We start from the raw sequence: 17,390 nt of genomic DNA, 5'->3' as shown, positions 1-17,390 counted from the left end.
AATGGACCCGTCCGGTGTCCCACCGTACGACCCCGTTATCCGTCGGAGGCGGTCGTCGTGCGAGCCGGCGCGGCCAGGCCGATACAAGAGGCGCAGCCGGCGAACCGAACCGGCCGCGCCCTCACCCCTTCACCGCCCCCGACGTCAGCCCCTGCACGATATGGCGGCTCGCGAAGGCGAACAGCAGCATCGTGGGGAGGATGGTGAAGACGGCCGCCGCCGACATCGAGCCCCAGTCGATGTTGAAGCTGGAGATGAAGCCGTTGAGGGCGGTGGGGACGGTCTTGTTGCTGTCGCTGTTCAGCAGGGTCACGGACAGGAAGAGTTCGTTCCAGCAGTTGACGAAGTTGAAGATGAAGGCGGCGATGATGCCCGGCTTCATCACCGGGAACAGCACCCGGAAGAGCGCTCCGAAGCGGGAGAGGCCGTCGATCATGGCGGCTTCCTCCAGGGCGTCCGGGATGTTCTCGAAGAAGCCTCGGAGCATCACCGTGCAGAACGGGATGCACACCGCGATGTAGACGAGGATCAGCCCGAGGCGGTTGTCGACCAGTTGGAGGTCGGTCATCAGGAGGTAGAGCGGGCCCAGGGCGATGAAGGAGGGGATCATCTGGGTGACCAGGGCGGCCATCAGCAGTGCGGACTTGGTGCGGAACTCGAAGCGCGCCAGGACGTACGCGGAGAGCATCGAGATGGCGGTGGCGACGGCACCGGCGACCGTCGCGACGAGGAGGCTGTTGGTGACGTAGGTCCCGAAGTCGGCCTTGCCGAAGAGCGCGCGGTAGTTCTCCAGGGAGAGGTGCTCGGGCCAGTAGGCGATCGGGAAGGCGAAGATGTCGCCGGGGGCCTTGAGTGAGGTGATCGTGATCCAGTAGAGCGGGAACACGGTGAACACCAGCCACAGCCCCAGGAAGGCGAACCGCGCGGTCCGGCCGGCCGCGGTCGCTTTGCCGATCATCGCTTCACCCCTCGCTTCTCACGCGTGGCCAGCAGGAAGAAGACGGCGAACACCAGCAGCGTGGCGACGACGAGGAGACCGAGCGCGGAGGCCCTGCCGTAGTCGCCCTGCTGGGTGATCTTGATCATCCAGGTGGTCACGATCTGTGTCTCGTTGTTGGGTCCGCCACCGGTCATTCCGAAGATCAGGTCGGGGAAGTTGAAGATCCAGATGATCCGCAGCAGCACGGTGAGCGCGAGAGTGGTGCGGATGTAGGGGATGGTGATCTGGAAGAGGGTGCGTGTCCGGCTCGCGCCGTCCAGGGCCGCCGCCTCGTACAGCTCGTCGGGGATCGACTGCAGCGCGGCCAGGATCATGATGGCGAAGAAGGTGACGCCGTACCAGATGTTGGCGATCAGTACGGCGATCATCGCCATCTTCGGATCGGCCAGCCAGGCGACGGGTTCGTCGATGAGACCGGCCTTCTGCAGCAGATCGTTGACGACGCCGAACTCGCTGTTGAACATCCAGCGGAACAGGATGCCGATGAGGAACCCGGAGATCGCCCAGGGGAAGAAGACCAGCGCCTGGTAGAGCCCGCGGAAGCGGAACCGGCGGCGCAGCCAGAGCGCGAGTGCGAAGCCGATCACCAGTTGGGGCACGATCGAACCGAACACCCACAGGGCCGAGTTGCTCAGCACCGTGCCCCAGATGGGGTCGCCGAAGACATCGCCGAAGTTCTTCAGCCCTACCCAGGAGGTGTCGGTCAGATCCGTCAGCTTCCAGTTGCGGAACGCCATCTGGCTGCCGGCGACCATCGGGTAGTAGGTGAAGACCGCCACGAAGATCGCGGCCGGGGCCATGAAGGCGGCGATCATCAGACCACGGCGGGTGGTGAACTCCGGGCGCCGACGGCCGCGCACCGCCCCCGGGGCGGGCGAGCCGCCCCGGGGGAGGGACGAGCGTCCCGGCACTTTCGTGGGAGTGGCGGGCATGTTCACTTCTCCCGCTGCCACTTCGTGGTCCAGTACGCGTCCCAGCCCGCCAGCAGCTCCTTGGGCGTCATCTTGCCGAGCACCATCTTCTGCACATCGGCGTCGGCCTTCTGCTCCCATTCGGTCCACCAGGCCACCCCGCGCGGCTGGCTCACATTGAGGTAGGTGTCCGGATGCTCGGTCATGGTGACGTAGCTGGACCAGGGACCCGTCTTGTAGAAGGGGTCGTCGATCGCCCTCTTGAGGATCGGGACCAGGCTGTTCTTCTTGGTGAAGGAGGTGGACGCCTTGCCCTCGGAGAGGAACTTCACCAGCTTCACCGCCGCCGCCTTGTGGTCGCTGCCGTCCGCGACCCCCCATCCGGCGGTGGCCAGCGGCTGGACGGTCTTGCCGCCGGGACCGGCCACCAGCGGGGCGGTGTCCCACTGGTCCTTCGCCACCGACTTGGACTCCGAGACGGTGGCGATCACTTCGGGGTCCTGGAGCAGGAAGCCGGTGGAGCCGTTGGAGAACCCCTCGACCATCTCCGGATAGCCCCAGGAGACGGATGACTTGGGGGACGCCTCCTTGAAGAGCTTCAGATATGTCTTCAGGGCGTCCTGCGCCTCGGGCGCGGAGAAGATCGTCCTGCCGTTGGCGAGCTTGTAGCCGTTGCTGGTGTCGATCTTGTCGGCGACATACGCCTCGATCACGGCGGTGGCGTTGCTGTTGGCGTTGGCCCCGCCCCGGAACGCGTAGCCGTACCGCCGCTTCGAGGGATCGTGGATGGCGGTGGCCTGCTCCAGCAGTTCGTCCCAGGTGGCGGGAGGCTTGCTGAAGCCCGCCTCCTTGATCAGGTCAGTGCGGTAGAAGAGGCTCAGCCCGTAGAAGCCGTACGGCACGAAGTAGGTCCGGCCCTTGGTGTCCTCGGCGGCCTTGACGGCGTTCTCCGTCATGGCCTTCCAGCCCTTCCAGCCCCCCAGGTCCTTCTTCATGTCGTACAGCCAGCCGTTGTTCGACCACGGGCCGACGGTGATGTCCCGCACCTCGAGGACATCGACACCGCTGCCGGACTGGAGCATCTGCCGGATCTTCTGGTCGGCCTGTTCGGTGGGCGGTGAGATCAGATTGACCTTGATCTTGGGGTTCCGCTCCTCGAAGTCGGCTATGAGCTCCTTGAGCAGGTCGCTCCGGGCCGGGTTCGTCAGGCTCTCGACCATGTTGAGGGTGACCGTTCCGCTCTCACCGGGGCTCATGGTGGAGCAGCCGGTGAGGATCATCGTGGCGGCTGTGGCGAGGGCGAGAGCCGCCGTCCTTCTCTTCATCGTGCCGACCTCTTCCTGGGACTTCCTGGGGGTTTCCTGGGATGAACGCCGCGCTCGCAGCGGCTCGGGACGCAGGGGGATGTGTCGCTACGGCGCGCGATGGTGTGTGCGGGCCGCGGAGGCCCACGCGCCGAGGACGGGAACGCAGGATTCGGCGAAGTACTCGTAGTCGGCGGCCGTGTTGTAGACATGTGCGGACAGCCGCAGGTATCCGACGCCGCCGAAGCTGGTGAAGGCCGTCTCCACGCCCAGTTCCCCGGCCACCCGGTCGCGCAGGGCGTCGGCCTCCTCGCGAGTGGCGGCCAGTCCCGGGGGCAGCCGGACCAGCCGCATACCGGGGACCGGCATCCCGACGTCGACGGCGCCGCTGTCACCGGTGGGTCCGCTGAACGCGGCCCCGACGATCCGCTCGGCGTAACCGGCCAGGTCGTCCATGTAGCGGCGGGCGGTCTCCCAGCCCCAGGTGTGCTCGATGAAGCCGAGCGCCGTGGGCGCCGCGAGATAGCAGGTGGCGTCCAGCGTGCCCTGCTGATCGAAGCGGTCGGGGTACGGATCGGTGGCGCTCCATGAGTCGATCAACGGGTGGAGGTGCTCACGCAGCGGGCCGCGGGCGACGACCGCCGCGGTACCGCGCGGCGCGCACCCCCACTTGTGCAGGTTGCCGACCCAGACGTCACACGCCACACCGGAGAGCGGCTCGGCGATCAGCCCGGGCGCGTGCGCACCGTCCACCAGCAGGGGGATACCGCGCCGCCGGGCCTCGGCGCCGATCCGGTCCACCGGCATCCGGCGCGCGGTGACGGAGGTGATGTGGTCGACGACGATGAGGCCGGTGGCGTCGCCCACCTCGGCCATCACCGCCTCGTACGCCCGCTCCGCGTCCGCCTCCAGCGGCACCCGGGCGGTGCGCACCCGGCCGCCCCAGCGGCGGGCCAGCCGCTCGGCGCCCATGGTGACGGCCCCGTAGCCGTGGTCGGTGACCACGATCTCCCCGCCGGGGCGCGGAGCGAGCGCTGCGTAGACGGTGCTGACGCCCGCGCTCGCGTTCGGCACCAGGGCCAGGTCGCCGGGGTCGACCCGCAGGAACGCCGCGAGTTCGACCCGGGTGGCGGCGACGCGCCCCGGCAGCGCGGGGAACCACACCACCGGCGAGCGGTCCATCTCCTCGCGCAGCTGGTTCTGCCGCGTCTGCGCCACCAGCGGGACCGCCCCGAACGAACCGTGATTGAGATGGCGCAGGGCGGGGTCCAGCGACCAGGCCCGTGCGGCGGGCCGGCCGTCGGCGAGCAGCAGGGGGCGCGGCGCGGTGGTGACCTCGGTCTCGCTCACATGACTCCCCATCCACGGGACCCACCCCCTCCTCCTCGGGAGACAGCAGATCGCGACCAGGACATGTATGATGACTCCGCATGCTGGCATAGGGAATTTGCGCGAACAAGGGGTCTGCACGGGATAGTCATCAGATGAATCCCGATCAATGCATGGAAGACATCTGATGACTCCGGCCGAGAGCTGCCGTCCACCGCCTCGCTACAGTGCAGCGAGGCCGGTCGCGGAGCCGGTCGGTGGGGTCGGTCGACGGGGCTCGGCCCGGCAAGGAGGAGTCGGATGTCAGCAGTCGACAAGGCGTTCCACGGCCTGCGGCACATGATCGCGTCGGGACGTCTCGGCGCGGGCGAGCGCATTCCGCCCGAGGCGGACCTCTGCGAGGAACTCGGCGTCTCCCGCGGCTCGTTGCGCGAGGCCGTGCGGATGCTCGCCGCCCTGGGGGTGGTGGAACCGCGCCACGGCTCCGGCACCTTCGTCTCCCAGCTCCGGCCGGAGGACATCATCGGCAGTCTCTCGCTGACGCTGGAACTGCTGCCGCTGACGGGACTGCTGGAGGTCTATGAGATCCGGCGTGTGCTGGAGGCGCATATCGCGGCGAAGGCCGCCGCGCGGGCCACCCCGGAAGCGGTGGGGACGCTCTTCTCGCTCATCGAGGCCATGGAGGCGACCGACGACCCCACCGAGGCCTCGGAGCTCGACCACCGCTTCCACGCCGAGATCGCCAGGATCGGTGGCAACCCGACCCTGATGTCCCTGCTCGCCGTCTTCCGTGCCCGGTCCCGCAAGTACCAGGTGTTCAATCTGCCCGACGGACCCGAACTGCGGCGCAAGAGCGATGAGGACCACCGGGTACTGGCCCAGGCGATCGCCGATCGCGACCCCGGCGCGGCCGCGGGCGCCGCGGAGGCGCATGTGTCCCAGACGGAACGGTGGCTGCGCGCCTATATGCCGCCCATCGAGGAGAACGGCACCCCCGGCTGAGCCACCCGGCGGCAGCCGGGCACTGTGGTCAGCCGGTGCGTCCTTGACTCCCCTTCCGTGCCGTGACGGTGACCGTGACCTCGTCGGAGGCACCGGGCCGCGTCGTGACGCGCACCGTGCCCCGCTCTCCCGGCGGAACGGTTGACGGCCGGGCCTTCGCCGGGCCCCGGACCGTCACCCGCCACCCCGCGGCCGTGGCCGGAGTGGACAGTTCGCTGACGCCGGACCGCCCCGAGGGGGTGTAGACGAGCCGGAAGGTGTCCGTCGCGGGGTCGAAGTGCTGCCGGCGCACCGAGCCCGCGACGGCGGGGGCGAAGGGACGTGCGGTGCGCCCCTTGTTGGGGAGGAAGCGGCCGTCCTCGTCCATGGCGCAGTACCCGCCGCCGTAGCACCACACATACCCCGCCCAGCCCGAGCTGTAGCGGTCCAGCGAGGCGAGGGCGTCATCGTAGAACCGCCCCATGTGAGGCAACGAGCTGTTCCGCGGGCCCCATTCACCGACGACGACCGGTATCCGCTGCTCGGCCGGATAGCCGGTGACGGCGCTCTCGTAGTCCTCGAGCCAGCGCGCCGAGGGGTCGTAGTCACCGCCCGCCTCCATGGTGGCGTTGTAGAAGTGCGGTGCGTAGACCACCTTCGGGTCATGGACGCGGCCGAGGCCGGTGGGCAGCCCCTCGCCGACGATCGGGGTCGGTTCGACGAACAGCCGGCCGCGCCGGTCGACGGTGCGGATCGCGGCCGCGATCCGGTTGTACATCGGCGTCAGTTGCCCGGACTCGATGCGGTGGGCGGCCGCCGGAAGGTCCTCGCCCGGACGGAGCCGCCCCATGGGCTCGTTGATCAGGTCATAGCCGAGTACGGCGGGGTGGTGGCCCAGCCGCCGGGCGAGCACCTGCCACATCCTCGCCTGGGCCCGCTGGAGGTCCCGGTCCTCGTAGAGGTGCTCGAAGGCCGCCTGGACGGCCGGTTCGAAGTACTCCGCGAACCAGTCCTCCGGATGCGGGGTGAAGGGCAGCCCATCGGTGCGGGTGGCCCACTCGGGGATTCCGCGGTGGCCGAACTCCGGGCCGAAGACGTCCTGGTGGGCGTCGATGACGACCTGGACGCGCCAGCGGTGGGCCCAGTCCAGGATCCGTTCGATCGAGCGGAGGTAGCGCCCGCTGTAGTGGCCGCGCCGGGGTTCCAGATCGTCCCAGAAGACCAGCAGACGCGCGAAGTTGAAGCCTTGGTCGTGCAGATCGCGGAAGTGCCGCTCGGTGATGGCGCTGAGCGCGTCGGCGCCCCGGTGCGTCTTGTCCTCGACGTTCCAGCCGCGCAGGGTCAGCGTCCGTCCGCGGTCATCGGTGAGGGGTGGCGGTGCGGACGTCGGCGGCGACGGCGCGTCCGCCCGTGCGGCGCCCGGGGAGAGCAGTGCGAGGACGGTGGCCAGGACCACTCCCGCTCGGACCGTGAACCCGCACCTGACCATGGTCCCTCCCCATCGTCACGCCGACCCCCCTCGAACAGATGGCCACCGGGCCTCGAACTGAAACGTGGCCCGGTGGCCGGGTCCGGGTGGCGGCGTGATCAGGAGGCGATGTCGATGTGCATGTTGAAGCGCACCCCGTCGATCCGCACCAGCAGATTGCCCTGCACCCCGCGCTTGTCGAGGGTGCCACCCACATTGCCCTTGCCCAGGGCCGCCTTGTCCTGCGGCGCGTGGCTCACGAAGTCGGTGAAGACACCGCCGACGGCGCGCTTGGCGGCCTTGTCCCACAGCTTCCGCAGCTCCGCGTAGCGGCTGCTGTGCATGGGGGAGCCACCGAGCCCCAGATTGACCCGCTGCCCGCCCACATACGCCTGTGCGCACTCCTTGAGGACGTCCAGGACGATCGATCCGTTGAACACCGGGTCGCCCTCGACCACGTCGAGCAGATCACTGGCGTCGCCGTTCAGCTTCTCGAGCCGGACCTTCTTCGCGCTCGCCTTCGTCATGTCGTCACGGTCGCCGATGATGCACTTATGGGCTTCCTCGTAACCCGTGTCCTTGTCGCGGGCGATCCTGATGGTCGTGGCCCACTGCTCCGGGGTGATCCATTCCGGGTCGAAGCCGATGGAGTCACAGAACTCCCGCAGATCGGCGTCCGCTTCCGCGTCGGTCTTGGCGAACTTGGGCATATATCCCCCCTTGTCGTCATTGACGGTAACAAGGTCCCACGCACCGTCACCCGTGTCACCCGGTTTGACCGATTCCGCTCTTTCGGGGGAGGCCCTCGCGTTACGCGGCCGGTCCCTCCTCCTGGGTCCGGGCCATGGCGGTGTCGGCGTGTGCGAGGGTCTCCTCGACCACGGCGCTGTCATGGGCGGTGGACACGAACCAGTTGTGCATCGGATGGATGAGGGTGCCCTGCGCCGCCATGTGGACGGCGAACCGCCGCATCCAGGCGTGGTCCTCGTCCCCGTCCACGGTGGCGGTGGGGATGGCGGCCGGTCCGCTGATCCGCAGGGGAACGCCGTGGCGCTGCGCGAGCCGTACGAGGCCGGAGCCGAACGCCTCGCCCGCCTCGCGCATCCGGGCGACGCCGTCCTCCTGGCGCAGGAGTTCGAGGTTGGCGGCCGCCGCGGCCATGGCGGGGGAGGAGTTCCAGAACGTGCCGGCCAGGAACATCTCGTCGGCGGCGGCCCGCAGCCGCGCACGTCCGACCACCGCGGCGATGGGCCAGCCGTTGCCCAGTGCCTTGGAGAAGCACACGAGATCGGGGGAGAAGCCCAACGCCGTATGTGAACCCCGCAGGTCCAGCCGGAAACCGGCTCGTACGTCGTCGCTGATCAGAAGGGTGCCCCAGTGGTCGCAATGGGCGCGCAGGGCCGACAGCCAGGCGGGATCGGGCAGTTCGGACGCCCCCGGGATGGGATGGTGGAAGGGCGTGATCATGACCGCGGCGAGCTGGTGGCCCTCCGCGGCGAAGAGCGTGTCGAGCGCCCCGATGTCGTTCCACGGCAGGGTGAGTACGGTGGCGCGGTCGTCGGTGTGCCGCCCGTGCGGGGCGTTGCACCAGCCGCACCAGCTGTGCGAGCCGTGGTACGCGCCGTCGACCACGGCGACCGTCCGCCGGCCGGTGTGCGCACGGGCCAGCAGCAGGGCGGTCCAGGTGGCGTCGGATCCGCTGGTGCCCCAGGTCGCCCAGTCCGCGCCGTCCACCAGGTCGACCAGGAGCTCGGCGAGTTCCACCGAGGCCGGGGTGGCGGTGGTCAGTGTGGGGCCGCCCGCGGCGCGGCGCGCGGCGGGCGCGTCGATCTCCTGGCGCCCGTATCCGTTGATCATGGCGCCGTAGCCGCACAGGAAGTCGTTGTACCAGCGGCCGTCGGTGCCCAGCAGCCGGGCGCCCTCACCGCGTTCGGCGAACGCCGGATAGGCGTCGGGGTCGTACGCGGCGGGGTACCGGTTGTGTCCCCAGACGCCGCCGGGGATGACCCGGTGGGCCCGGCGCAGCAGGTCCGGTCCGTCGGTTCCGGTGGCCGGGCCGGAGGTGGCCACGTTGCGGACGGGCATGGCGGGGGTGGTCATGGGGTCCTCCGTCAGTGGCTCAGGTAGGGCGCGAGGCGCCGGGCGTCATCGGGGGAGGCGTGGACGAGGTCCTGGGCGGTGGCCATCCGCTGGTCCGCGAAGTCGAAACCCGGGGCCACGATCTCGCTGATGAGCCCCTCCGACACGCCCTCGGGCAGGAAGCTGGTCTTCCACCAGCCGCCCGGGCAGGTGAGGACCGGGACCTGGCCGCGGTCGGCGTCCCAGCCGAGCACCTGCTGCTCCAGACGCCCGTCCGGAGCGAGCATCAGATAGGTGATCGGGCCGCCGGAGTGCAGGAAGTGCGTGATGTCGGAGACGTTGCCGTGCAGATGGCCCACGGGCGACCGGCTGTCCAGCAGATAGTGGATGGTGTTGGCGAACAGCCGTGTCCCGCTCGGGGTGTGCACGGTGCCGGCGGATTCGTAGAGTTCGCGGAAGTAGCCGCCCTCGACATGCGCCGTCATGCCGAGGAGTTCCGCCGTGGTGCCGCTCGCACGGGGCGCGCGGATATCCGCCGCGGGCGGCACCGGGTCCGGCAGCCGGGCCGGTTCCGCGGTCTGCCACTCGGCGTCGCCGGGCACCGACGCCTCGCTCCACAGCAGGGACTCCTCGGCCAGCGGGGCGAGGGCGTGCCAGGTGCCCGCGGGCACCGTGCACTGCGCCACCTGGCCGACGGCCGCGTCGGCGCCCAGCACGGTGGTGTCGGTTGCGCCGGGGCCGGAGGTCACGACGGCGGCGGGGGTCCCGGTGTGGAAGAACAGGACGGTGTCGGCCGTGCTCCGGCGCCAGACGGAGGCGCTGACCGGTGTGCGCAGCAGGGTCCGGCGGCGCATCACACAGGTGCCGTCGGCGAGGGTGGTGTCGTACCAGGGGCCGGTGAACCAGCCGTCGGGCCCGTCGTCGGTCAGCCGCAGCGCGCCGGTCAGCGCGGTGGCGGTGGCCGCCGGGAGGGCGGATGCGGGGTGCTGTGCCATGGGAGTGCTCCGAAGTCAGTACCGGTAGTGGTCGGGCTTGTACGGGCCTTCCACAGGTATGCCCTGGTGCTGGGACTGTTCCTCGGAGAGCGTGGTGAGTTCCATGCGCAGATGGCCCAGATGGAGCCGGGCGACCTTCTCGTCCAGGACCTTGGGCAGGGTGCTCACGGCGGTCGGCCGGACGGCGGTGGCCAGGTGGAGCTGGGCGAGCACCTGGTTGGTGAAGGAACTGGACATGACGAAGGACGGATGACCGGTGGCATTGCCGAGGTTGAGCAGCCGTCCCTCGGAGAGCAGGATGACGGCGTGGCCGTCGTCGAAGACCCACTCGTCGACCTGCGGTTTGATGGGCACCCGGTGGGCGGTGCCGCAGCCCTGGAGCCCGGCGACGTCGATCTCGGCGTCGAGGTGCCCCATGTTGCCGACGATGGCCTGGTGCTTCATACGGCTCATATGGCCGGCGGTGACGACCCGGGGCGCGCCGGTCGCGGTGATGACGATGTCGGCCTCCTCCAGGAACCTTTCCAGAGCGGCGACCTGGTAGCCGTCCATGGCGGCCTGGAGGGCGCAGATGGGGTCGATCTCGGTGACGACGACCCGGGCGCCCTGGGCGCGCAGCGCCTCGGCACAGCCCTTGCCGACGTCTCCGTAGCCGCACACGACGGCCAGTTTGCCCGCGATGAGTGTGTCGGTGGCCCGGTTCAGCCCGTCGACGAGCGAATGGCGGCAGCCGTAGCGGTTGTCGAACTTGGACTTGGTCACCGAGTCGTTCACGCTGATGGCGGGGAACAGCAGCGCCTCGGCGTCGGCGAGTTGGTGGAGCAGCCGGGCGCCGGTGGTGGTCTCCTCGCTGACCCCGCGCACCCTGCCCGCCGTGCGGCTCCAGTGGCCCGGGTCGGCCGCGCTGCGGTCCCGCACCAGCCGGGCCGCCTCGGGCGGCAGGGCCGGTACGGACGCGGTCAGATCACGCCCGGCCTCGTGGGCGACGCCGTGGTGGATCAGCAGCGTCATCCCGGCGCCGTCGTCCAGCAGCATGTCCGGTCCGCCGCCGTCCTCCCACGACAGGGCGCGGTCGGCGCACCACCACAGTTCCTCGCGGCTCTGGCCCTTCCAGCCGAACACCGGGACGGCATGCGGTCCGGCGGCCAGCGCCGCCGCCGCCTCGTCCTGGGCGGAGTCCTGGTGGGAGCCCGCCCAGCGGACCCGGGCGCCCAGCGCGATCAGCGTCTCGATGAGGACGGCGGTCTGGACGGTCAGATGGAGGAAACCCGTGACGCGGACACCGGACAGGGGCCGCTGTGCGCCGTATTCGGTGCGCAGCGCCATCAGGCCCGGCATCTCGTGCTCGGCCAGGGAGATGGCGCGGCGGCCCGCCGCGGCGAGACCGGTGTCGGCCACGGCGAAATCCTCGCGGGTGGCGAGGGCGGTGGCGGCGTCAGTGGCAGTGGCAGTGGCGATGTCGGTGTCGGTGGAGGGAGTCACGATGGCGGTCTGCTTTCGGGTCGGGGGCGGTTGCGGAGTACCGGCGTCGGCGCGCGAGTCAGAAGTGATCGCTGCCTCCTGAGCGCCGCCCCCGGTTCATGAACACGTCGAACGCGACCCCGGCCGCCGCCAGCCACAGCGCCCCGCACAGCAGGGCCAGACCCGCCGCGGCGAGGACCGGGCCCGCGCCCGCGCCGTCCCCGACGAGCCGGAGCGCGTGCAGGCTGTGGGTGAGGGGCAGGAGATCGGCCAGCAGCCGGACCGGGGCGGGCCAGTGGGAGACGGGCACGTTCACCCCGCACACGATCATCATGACGAGATACGCGGCGCTGGAGACGATGTTGCGCACACCGTTGGCGTTGAGGACGAGCGCCGCGAGGAACAGCCCGAAGCAATAGGTCGTCAGGGCGGTCAGCACGACCAGGAGGACGACCACCGGGATCTGGGCCGGCGCCCAGGAGACACCGAACAGCGGGGCGAGACACAGCAGCGCGACGACCGAGGTCCCGCTGCCGCTGATCGGCCACTGCAGGCTCCGTCCGAAGAAGACCCAGACCGGTCGGGCCGGTGCCGCGGCCAGGAGGGGCAGGGTGCCGGAGATGCGCTCCCAGGTGGTGGAGGCGACGACCGACATGCACTCCAGGGCGCAGGTCATCAGGGAGTTGCCGAGGGCCAGATAGGCGAGGTGCTCCTCGTCGCCACCGCGTCCCAGCAGGGTGAAGAAGGTGACCTGGGCCAGCATCCGGCCGAGCCAGCCGAAGGTCCAGATCCGCCAGGTGTAGACGGCCCGCATATCGGCGAAGGCGTTGGCGGCGCTGTGGCGGATGACGAGAAGGGGTTCCACGGCTGGGCCTTTCACGTCCGGGTCAGGGTCCCGGTGCGGCGCACGCGCAGGACCACCCGGTGCAGCAGCAGCATGCCCGTGCCGTATCCGGCCGCCCCGAGGGCTAGTACGGCCAGCAGGCGCAGGGCGGGACGGGAGACGGGATCGGTGGCGAGGCTGTCGCGCAGCAGGTCGGCGCTCCACGACAGGAACACCGCGCAGGAGGCGGGCCTGAGCCACTGCGGCAGCACGCTGACGGGTACCAGCACCCCGCCGAGCAGGTAGAAGGGGAACGTGAGCGTGTTCTGCAGGGTCCGCGCGGAGGGGGTCAGCACGAACAGGGGTGACAGCAGGCCCGCCGTACCGGCCGTCGCCAGGGCGGTGGCCAGCAGGCACGCCACCCCGACGACCGGGTGGGGCAGGGCGATCCAGCGGCCGAAGAGCGCTCCGGCGACCAGCCAGGTCTCGGCGAAGGCCATGCTGCCGACGACGACCACCGAGCACATCCGGCCCAGGAAGGTCAGGGCCATCGGGGCCGGGGCCGCGATCTGCCCCTCCAGCGTGCCCAGATCGCGGTCCTCGGTCAGCGCGCTGCCGGCCACCGAGAGCGCCAGCGCCCACAGGGACATCAGGGTGGGTGCGACGACCGCGTACGAGGTCAGTTCATGGCGTCCGGTGTAGGCGTTGATACTGAGGAAGACGGTGGTGAGCAGCGGCGCGGTCACACAGACCAGGAAGGTGTCGGGTGACCGCCGGGACAGCCGCAGCTGGAAGAGGAACCCGTTGAGGAACAGCCTCATGGCCTCACCCGCATGCCCTGCCGGCCGATGAGACCGAGGTAGACCTCTTCCAGACCGGGCGGCGCGGTGGTCACGCGGGTGACACCGGAGGCCACGAGGAGGCGCAGGACCTCGCCCACGGTGTCCGCGTCGGCCGTGACGACGCGGATCGAATCGCCGCCCAGCGGCGTCACCGACTCGGTGCCGGGCAGGGCGCGCAGGGCGGTGACCACCTCGGGCGGGACGTCCGTGGCGTCGATCCGGTCGTGCCGGGCCAGGAGCGCGCCGACGGAGTCGGTGGTCTCGGTGGCGATGACGCGTCCGCGGTCGACGAGGGTGACACGGTCGCAGAGCGCCTCGGCCTCTCCCATGTCATGGGTGGTCAGCAGGACGGTGCGGCCGTCGGTGCGCAGCTCGGTGATCATGGCGCGGAAGTCATGGGCGGCCACCGGGTCCATACCGTTGGTGGGTTCGTCCAGGATGAGCACGGGCGGGTCGGTGATCAGTCCGCGGGCGATGTGCACCCGCTGTTTCATCCCCCGGGACATGGTGTCGACCCGGTCGTCGGCGCGGCCGCTGAGCCCGGTGCGCTCCAGGAGGGCGTCGGTGCGGCGGCGCAGTTCCTTCCCGCCGAGGCCGTACAGGGCGCCCCAGAAGCGCAGGTTCTGCCGGGGGGTGAGCCGTCCGTACAGACCGCGTTCGCCGCCGAAGACGATGCCCACGGTGCGGCGGACCACGTCCGCCTCGGTCCGTACGTCGTGTCCCAGGACCTCCGCCGTGCCGCCGGTGGGCAGCAGGACGGTGCTCAGGATGCGGCACAGAGTGGTCTTGCCGGCTCCGTTCGGCCCGAGCAGGCCGTGTACCTCGCCCTCCTCGACGCGCAGGTCGAAGGAGTCGAGGGCGAGGTGGTCCCGGCCGCGGTCGGTCTTGCGGCCCGCGTAGGCGCGGGTGAGTCCGCGGGTGTGGACGGCGGCGGTCATCGCCCCGCCCCATCCGCGGTTCCGGTGGGCTCGGGCGGCAGCGCGAGCCGCCAGAGCACATGGTCGGTCAGCCAGCCGCGGGCGGTGAGGGTGGAGACGACCCGCTCCCCGGGGTCGGAGGTGAGGGTCGGGGAGTGGACGACGTTGCCCAGCAGCGGCAGGTCACGGTCGGCGGCATGGGCGGCCGCCACGGCGGTCAGCGCCGTGGTGGCCCGGCGCCTGAGTCCGTCCCCGGCCTCGACGAGGATGTCGAAGAGTTCCACGGTATGACGGCCCGTCACATCGTCATAGGCGTCGTCCATCAGTGTGGCGTGGCCGATCACGGTGTCCTCGTCGACCACCACGTAACTGGCGCGCCCCGGCGCGTCCAGCAGCGAGTCGACGACGTCGGGCGGGGCGGACCGGCCGGGGCTGCCGTGGGCGTCGGCCGCGGCCGTGAGGGCGGTGGCGAGCCACCGCGCGATCAGCGGCCGGTGCTCCGCCGTGGCGGGCAGGACCGAGACCGGGGTGTCGTCCGCCGCCGTCGGGCCGCCTTCCACCCGGCCCTCGTGGCGCAGATAGGTGATGAGCCGCCGCCAGGGCGCCGGGGGCGAGATGTCCCCCGGGACCCGCAGCACGATCGCCTCGGCGGCGGGGTCGGCGCCGCGCGCCAGCCGGACGAGTTCGGACCACCACCCGGGCCGCCGGATCAGTTCCGGGTCGCAGTGGGTGACGAGGAACTGACGCTCACCGGTGACGGGTTCGTCGTAGCCGCCCGCGACGAAGGGCAGGCCCTGGTGACGGGAGAGCAGTCCCGCCTCCTCGGCGCCGTCGAGATACGCGGGACTGACGGTCATGAGCGCTCCGGACGGATGGTGACGACCAGGCCGTCGAGCACCTGACGGGCCGCCCCGGCGACCTGTCCGGCGGTCACGGACCGCAGGGCGGCCTCCGCCGTCTCCACGGTCCAGGCCGGGTCGGCGACGCGGTGCCGGGCCAGCAGGCGGGCGTGGTCCAGCGCGTTCTCCTGCCCGAACAGCAGGGCGCTGCGGGCCTGCCGGCGGGCGGCGTCGAGATCGACGTCGGAGGGACCGTGTGTCGCCATCTCCTCCAGCGCCCGGGTGACCGCCTCGATGACGGCCTCGCCCTTGCCGGTGTCGGCGCCGACCAGGACGCGCCAGGCGCCCGATTCGGTGTAACTGCGGTCCCACGCCTGGAAGGAGTAGGCCAGACCCTTCTCGCCGCGCAGCAGGCGGTACAGCGGGGAGGACGGACTGCCGCCGAAGAGTTCGGCCAGGATCTGGAAGCGGTGCCGCTCCCTCGCGCCGGTGACGGCGGAGCGGGCGCCGACCGCGACCCATGTGAAGTCGTCCGCCCAGCGCGGCGCGGAGCGCCGGGGAGCGGTGTCCAGGGGAACGGCGTGCCGGGGGAGCGGCGGTGCGGCGGCACCGGTGGCCGCTTCGGCCGCGGCGGGAAGGTTCCCGGGGGTGAAGGGGGCCACGACGACGAGCGCCGCCCGGCTGGGGAGCAGCCGCTCGCGGTGTCCTTCGGTGACCGCGGTGAGGTCGAGTGCCCCGACCTGGGCCGCGGTGCCGCCGACGGGGCGTCCCAGGGGATGTCCGGGGAAGAGATCGGCGAGGAAGGCGTCCTGGACCACATCGACCGGGTCCGCGGCCATGGCGGCCAGTTCCTGGAGGACGACCGTCTTCTCGGCCTCCAGCACACCGGCGTCGTGTTCGGGACGGGTCACGGCCCGCAGCAGCAGGTCGAGCACGTCCTCGGTGTCCTCGGCGAGGACCTGCGCGTGGAAGAGCATCTGCTCCAGACCGGTTTCGGCGTTCGCCCGGCCGCCGAGGCGTTCCACCCGCTCGCACAGCGACTCGGCGCCGCGCAGCGGATTGGCCATCAGCAGGTGTTCCAGGACATGCGCCAGACCGCCGTGTTCCACGGGGTCGTGGCGTGCTCCGTAATCGACGGCCAGACAGATGCCCGCCGTGCGCAGTCCCGGGTCGACGACCGAGGAGATCGAGGTGTGATCGAGCATGTGTGGTGTCCTGCCTGGAGGTGTCGACCGGGCGACGGGGTGGCGGTGGGCGCCACCGACGATGCGGTGGCGCCCACCTCTCACTGCGTGATTCAGCGCTTCTTGATCTTGTCGAGGCGCGGACGCATGGCGCTAACGTGCTGCATGTCGAATCCCCTTTCCTGAGTCGTTGGCAGAATCTTCCCGTTGCCTTCCTCTTCGGCGTCCGGGAGATCTCCTGCCGCCGAGTGGAAATCTGCCATGGGGGCCACCCCGGATCCAGAGGTTGTCCGGTGTCCGCTCGCAAGGGCAACGGCGCAACGCGGGAATGCGGCACACCCGGGGATTGCGGTGCCTGAAAAAGGCGTTCCACTCGCTTCCGGGTATCGCGGAACCCCCTGCCCGGTCCGGCTATTTCCTTTCCCGTCGGGCAACGGACAACTGTCGCCCGCGTGGAGTGGGAGCGACATCGTGGAGGGAGTCGCCGTACGTGTTCCGGCGGCCCTCCCGAACCGTGGCCGCCGGACGCGTGAGAGAAAGGCATCCGAACGTGAATCCCGACAACGCTCCGCTCGACACCACCCCGGAGGGCTGCCTGTTCGTGCTGTCCGGCCCCTCCGGCACGGGCAAGACCTCGCTGGCCCAGGCGCTCATGGACTCCGACCCGGACATCGGCTACACCCGGTCGGTGACGACCCGTCAGCCGCGCAGCGCGGCCGAGCGGCTCTACGACCATGTGAGCCGTGAGACGTTCCTCCGCATGATCGACGAGGGCGCCTTCGCCCAGTGGATCCACCCCTCGTTCGACGAGTTCTACGGGACGCTGCGGGGGCCGGTGGAGGCCGCCCTCGAAAAGGGGCAGGATCTCGTCTTCGACTACTCGCCGGAGGGGTACCTCAACCTCAAGCGGCTCTATCCCGCCCATACGGTGGGCATCTTCGTGATGGCCCCGAGCGTGGCGGAGATGAGGACCCGGCTCAGCGGGCGGGGCAGTGAGAGCGACGAGGAACTGGTCCTGCGCAGGCGTATGGCGGAGCGTGACTTCGACTTCGTCGACCAGCACGAATACCACGTGGTCAATGATGAATTCGAGCGCACCCTGCGCCAGGTGCAGGCCATCCGGCTCGCCGAGAAGGCCCGTGTCCGGCGCCAGCACGGTCTGCTGGCGTCGTACGCGGCCCACAGACGCCCCACGCTGCTGCGGTACTACGATCCGCCGGTGGGGTAGGCGGCGTCGGCCCATGGAGGAGGGGGGGG

General features: G+C 70.5%; 17 protein-coding genes. 2 read left to right on the top strand and 15 right to left on the bottom strand.

From position 1 onward, the window contains the following. Positions 1 to 121: 121 nt before the first annotated feature. From AC07FT_RS32685 to AC07FT_RS32670, 4 genes are all read right to left on the bottom strand, one after another. Complete coding sequence (locus AC07FT_RS32685) at positions 122 to 958, bottom strand: carbohydrate ABC transporter permease (RefSeq protein ID WP_471206232.1); 837 nt, start codon at positions 956 to 958, stop codon at positions 122 to 124. Continuing rightward, positions 955 to 1,938 (bottom strand): carbohydrate ABC transporter permease, encoded by a 984-nt coding sequence (locus AC07FT_RS32680; RefSeq protein WP_479179678.1) that lies wholly within the window; start codon positions 1,936 to 1,938, stop codon positions 955 to 957. Before AC07FT_RS32680 ends, AC07FT_RS32685 begins: the two co-directional genes overlap by 4 nt. Then, on the bottom strand, positions 1,935 to 3,236 hold the full coding sequence (locus AC07FT_RS32675; RefSeq protein WP_479179676.1) for an ABC transporter substrate-binding protein: 1,302 nt from the start codon (positions 3,234 to 3,236) through the stop codon (positions 1,935 to 1,937). Before AC07FT_RS32675 ends, AC07FT_RS32680 begins: the two co-directional genes overlap by 4 nt. An 87-nt stretch (positions 3,237 to 3,323) precedes the next feature. Continuing rightward, positions 3,324 to 4,565 carry an aminotransferase class V-fold PLP-dependent enzyme gene (locus AC07FT_RS32670; RefSeq protein WP_479179675.1) on the bottom strand — a complete coding sequence of 414 codons (1,242 nt, stop codon included), beginning with the start codon at positions 4,563 to 4,565 and terminating at the stop codon, positions 3,324 to 3,326. Positions 4,566 to 4,844: 279 nt separating this feature from the next. Here AC07FT_RS32670 and AC07FT_RS32665 point away from each other — a divergent pair, with 279 nt between their 5' ends. Then, complete coding sequence (locus AC07FT_RS32665) at positions 4,845 to 5,546, top strand: FadR/GntR family transcriptional regulator (RefSeq protein WP_471206244.1); 702 nt, start codon at positions 4,845 to 4,847, stop codon at positions 5,544 to 5,546. A gap of 28 nt (positions 5,547 to 5,574) precedes the next feature. On the opposite strand, the gene AC07FT_RS32660 is transcribed toward AC07FT_RS32665, so the two are convergent. The 11 genes from AC07FT_RS32660 to AC07FT_RS32610 all read right to left on the bottom strand — a co-directional run bounded on the left by AC07FT_RS32660 (position 5,575) and on the right by AC07FT_RS32610 (position 16,396). Next, positions 5,575 to 7,014, bottom strand: a complete 1,440-nt coding sequence (locus AC07FT_RS32660; protein ID WP_479179674.1) for a cellulase family glycosylhydrolase — start codon at positions 7,012 to 7,014, stop codon at positions 5,575 to 5,577. Positions 7,015 to 7,112: 98 nt separating this feature from the next. Next, positions 7,113 to 7,703, bottom strand: coding sequence for a hypothetical protein (locus AC07FT_RS32655; protein ID WP_479179673.1), 591 nt, complete (start codon positions 7,701 to 7,703; stop codon positions 7,113 to 7,115). Between the two features lie 100 nt (positions 7,704 to 7,803). After that, a complete protein-coding gene (locus tag AC07FT_RS32650) occupies positions 7,804 to 9,093 on the bottom strand; it encodes an aminotransferase class III-fold pyridoxal phosphate-dependent enzyme (protein WP_479179672.1) in 1,290 nt (429 codons plus the stop codon). A gap of 11 nt (positions 9,094 to 9,104) precedes the next feature. Next, a complete protein-coding gene (locus tag AC07FT_RS32645) occupies positions 9,105 to 10,067 on the bottom strand; it encodes a cupin domain-containing protein (RefSeq protein ID WP_479179670.1) in 963 nt (320 codons plus the stop codon). Between the two features lie 15 nt (positions 10,068 to 10,082). Beyond that, positions 10,083 to 11,525, bottom strand: a complete 1,443-nt coding sequence (gene ahcY / locus AC07FT_RS32640) for an adenosylhomocysteinase (RefSeq protein ID WP_479179696.1) — start codon at positions 11,523 to 11,525, stop codon at positions 10,083 to 10,085. 82 nt (positions 11,526 to 11,607) lie between these two features. After that, positions 11,608 to 12,393, bottom strand: a complete 786-nt coding sequence (locus AC07FT_RS32635) for an ABC transporter permease (protein WP_479179669.1) — start codon at positions 12,391 to 12,393, stop codon at positions 11,608 to 11,610. A gap of 11 nt (positions 12,394 to 12,404) precedes the next feature. After that, positions 12,405 to 13,172: an ABC transporter permease gene (locus tag AC07FT_RS32630; RefSeq protein ID WP_479179667.1), complete on the bottom strand. Its 768-nt coding sequence runs from the start codon at positions 13,170 to 13,172 to the stop codon at positions 12,405 to 12,407. Next, a complete protein-coding gene (locus AC07FT_RS32625; RefSeq protein ID WP_479179666.1) occupies positions 13,169 to 14,131 on the bottom strand; it encodes an ABC transporter ATP-binding protein in 963 nt (320 codons plus the stop codon). Before AC07FT_RS32625 ends, AC07FT_RS32630 begins: the two co-directional genes overlap by 4 nt. Then, a complete protein-coding gene (locus AC07FT_RS32620) occupies positions 14,128 to 14,967 on the bottom strand; it encodes a hypothetical protein (protein WP_479179664.1) in 840 nt (279 codons plus the stop codon). The genes AC07FT_RS32625 and AC07FT_RS32620 overlap by 4 nt, the downstream gene beginning before the upstream one ends. Further along, positions 14,964 to 16,154, bottom strand: coding sequence for a M16 family metallopeptidase (locus tag AC07FT_RS32615; RefSeq protein ID WP_479179663.1), 1,191 nt, complete (start codon positions 16,152 to 16,154; stop codon positions 14,964 to 14,966). The genes AC07FT_RS32620 and AC07FT_RS32615 overlap by 4 nt, the downstream gene beginning before the upstream one ends. 92 nt (positions 16,155 to 16,246) lie before the next feature. Beyond that, complete coding sequence (locus AC07FT_RS32610) at positions 16,247 to 16,396, bottom strand: hypothetical protein (protein ID WP_479179662.1); 150 nt, start codon at positions 16,394 to 16,396, stop codon at positions 16,247 to 16,249. A gap of 287 nt (positions 16,397 to 16,683) precedes the next feature. On the opposite strand from AC07FT_RS32610, the gene AC07FT_RS32605 reads away from it, so the two are divergent. Beyond that, a complete protein-coding gene (locus AC07FT_RS32605; protein ID WP_471206275.1) occupies positions 16,684 to 17,361 on the top strand; it encodes a guanylate kinase in 678 nt (225 codons plus the stop codon). The last annotated feature ends 29 nt before the right edge of the window (positions 17,362 to 17,390 follow it).

The sequence above is a fragment of the Streptomyces sp. NPDC045899 genome (assembly GCF_056431485.1).
The sequence above is the reverse complement of the archived record's forward strand: the minus strand, read 5'-3'. Positions and strand labels throughout refer to the sequence as shown.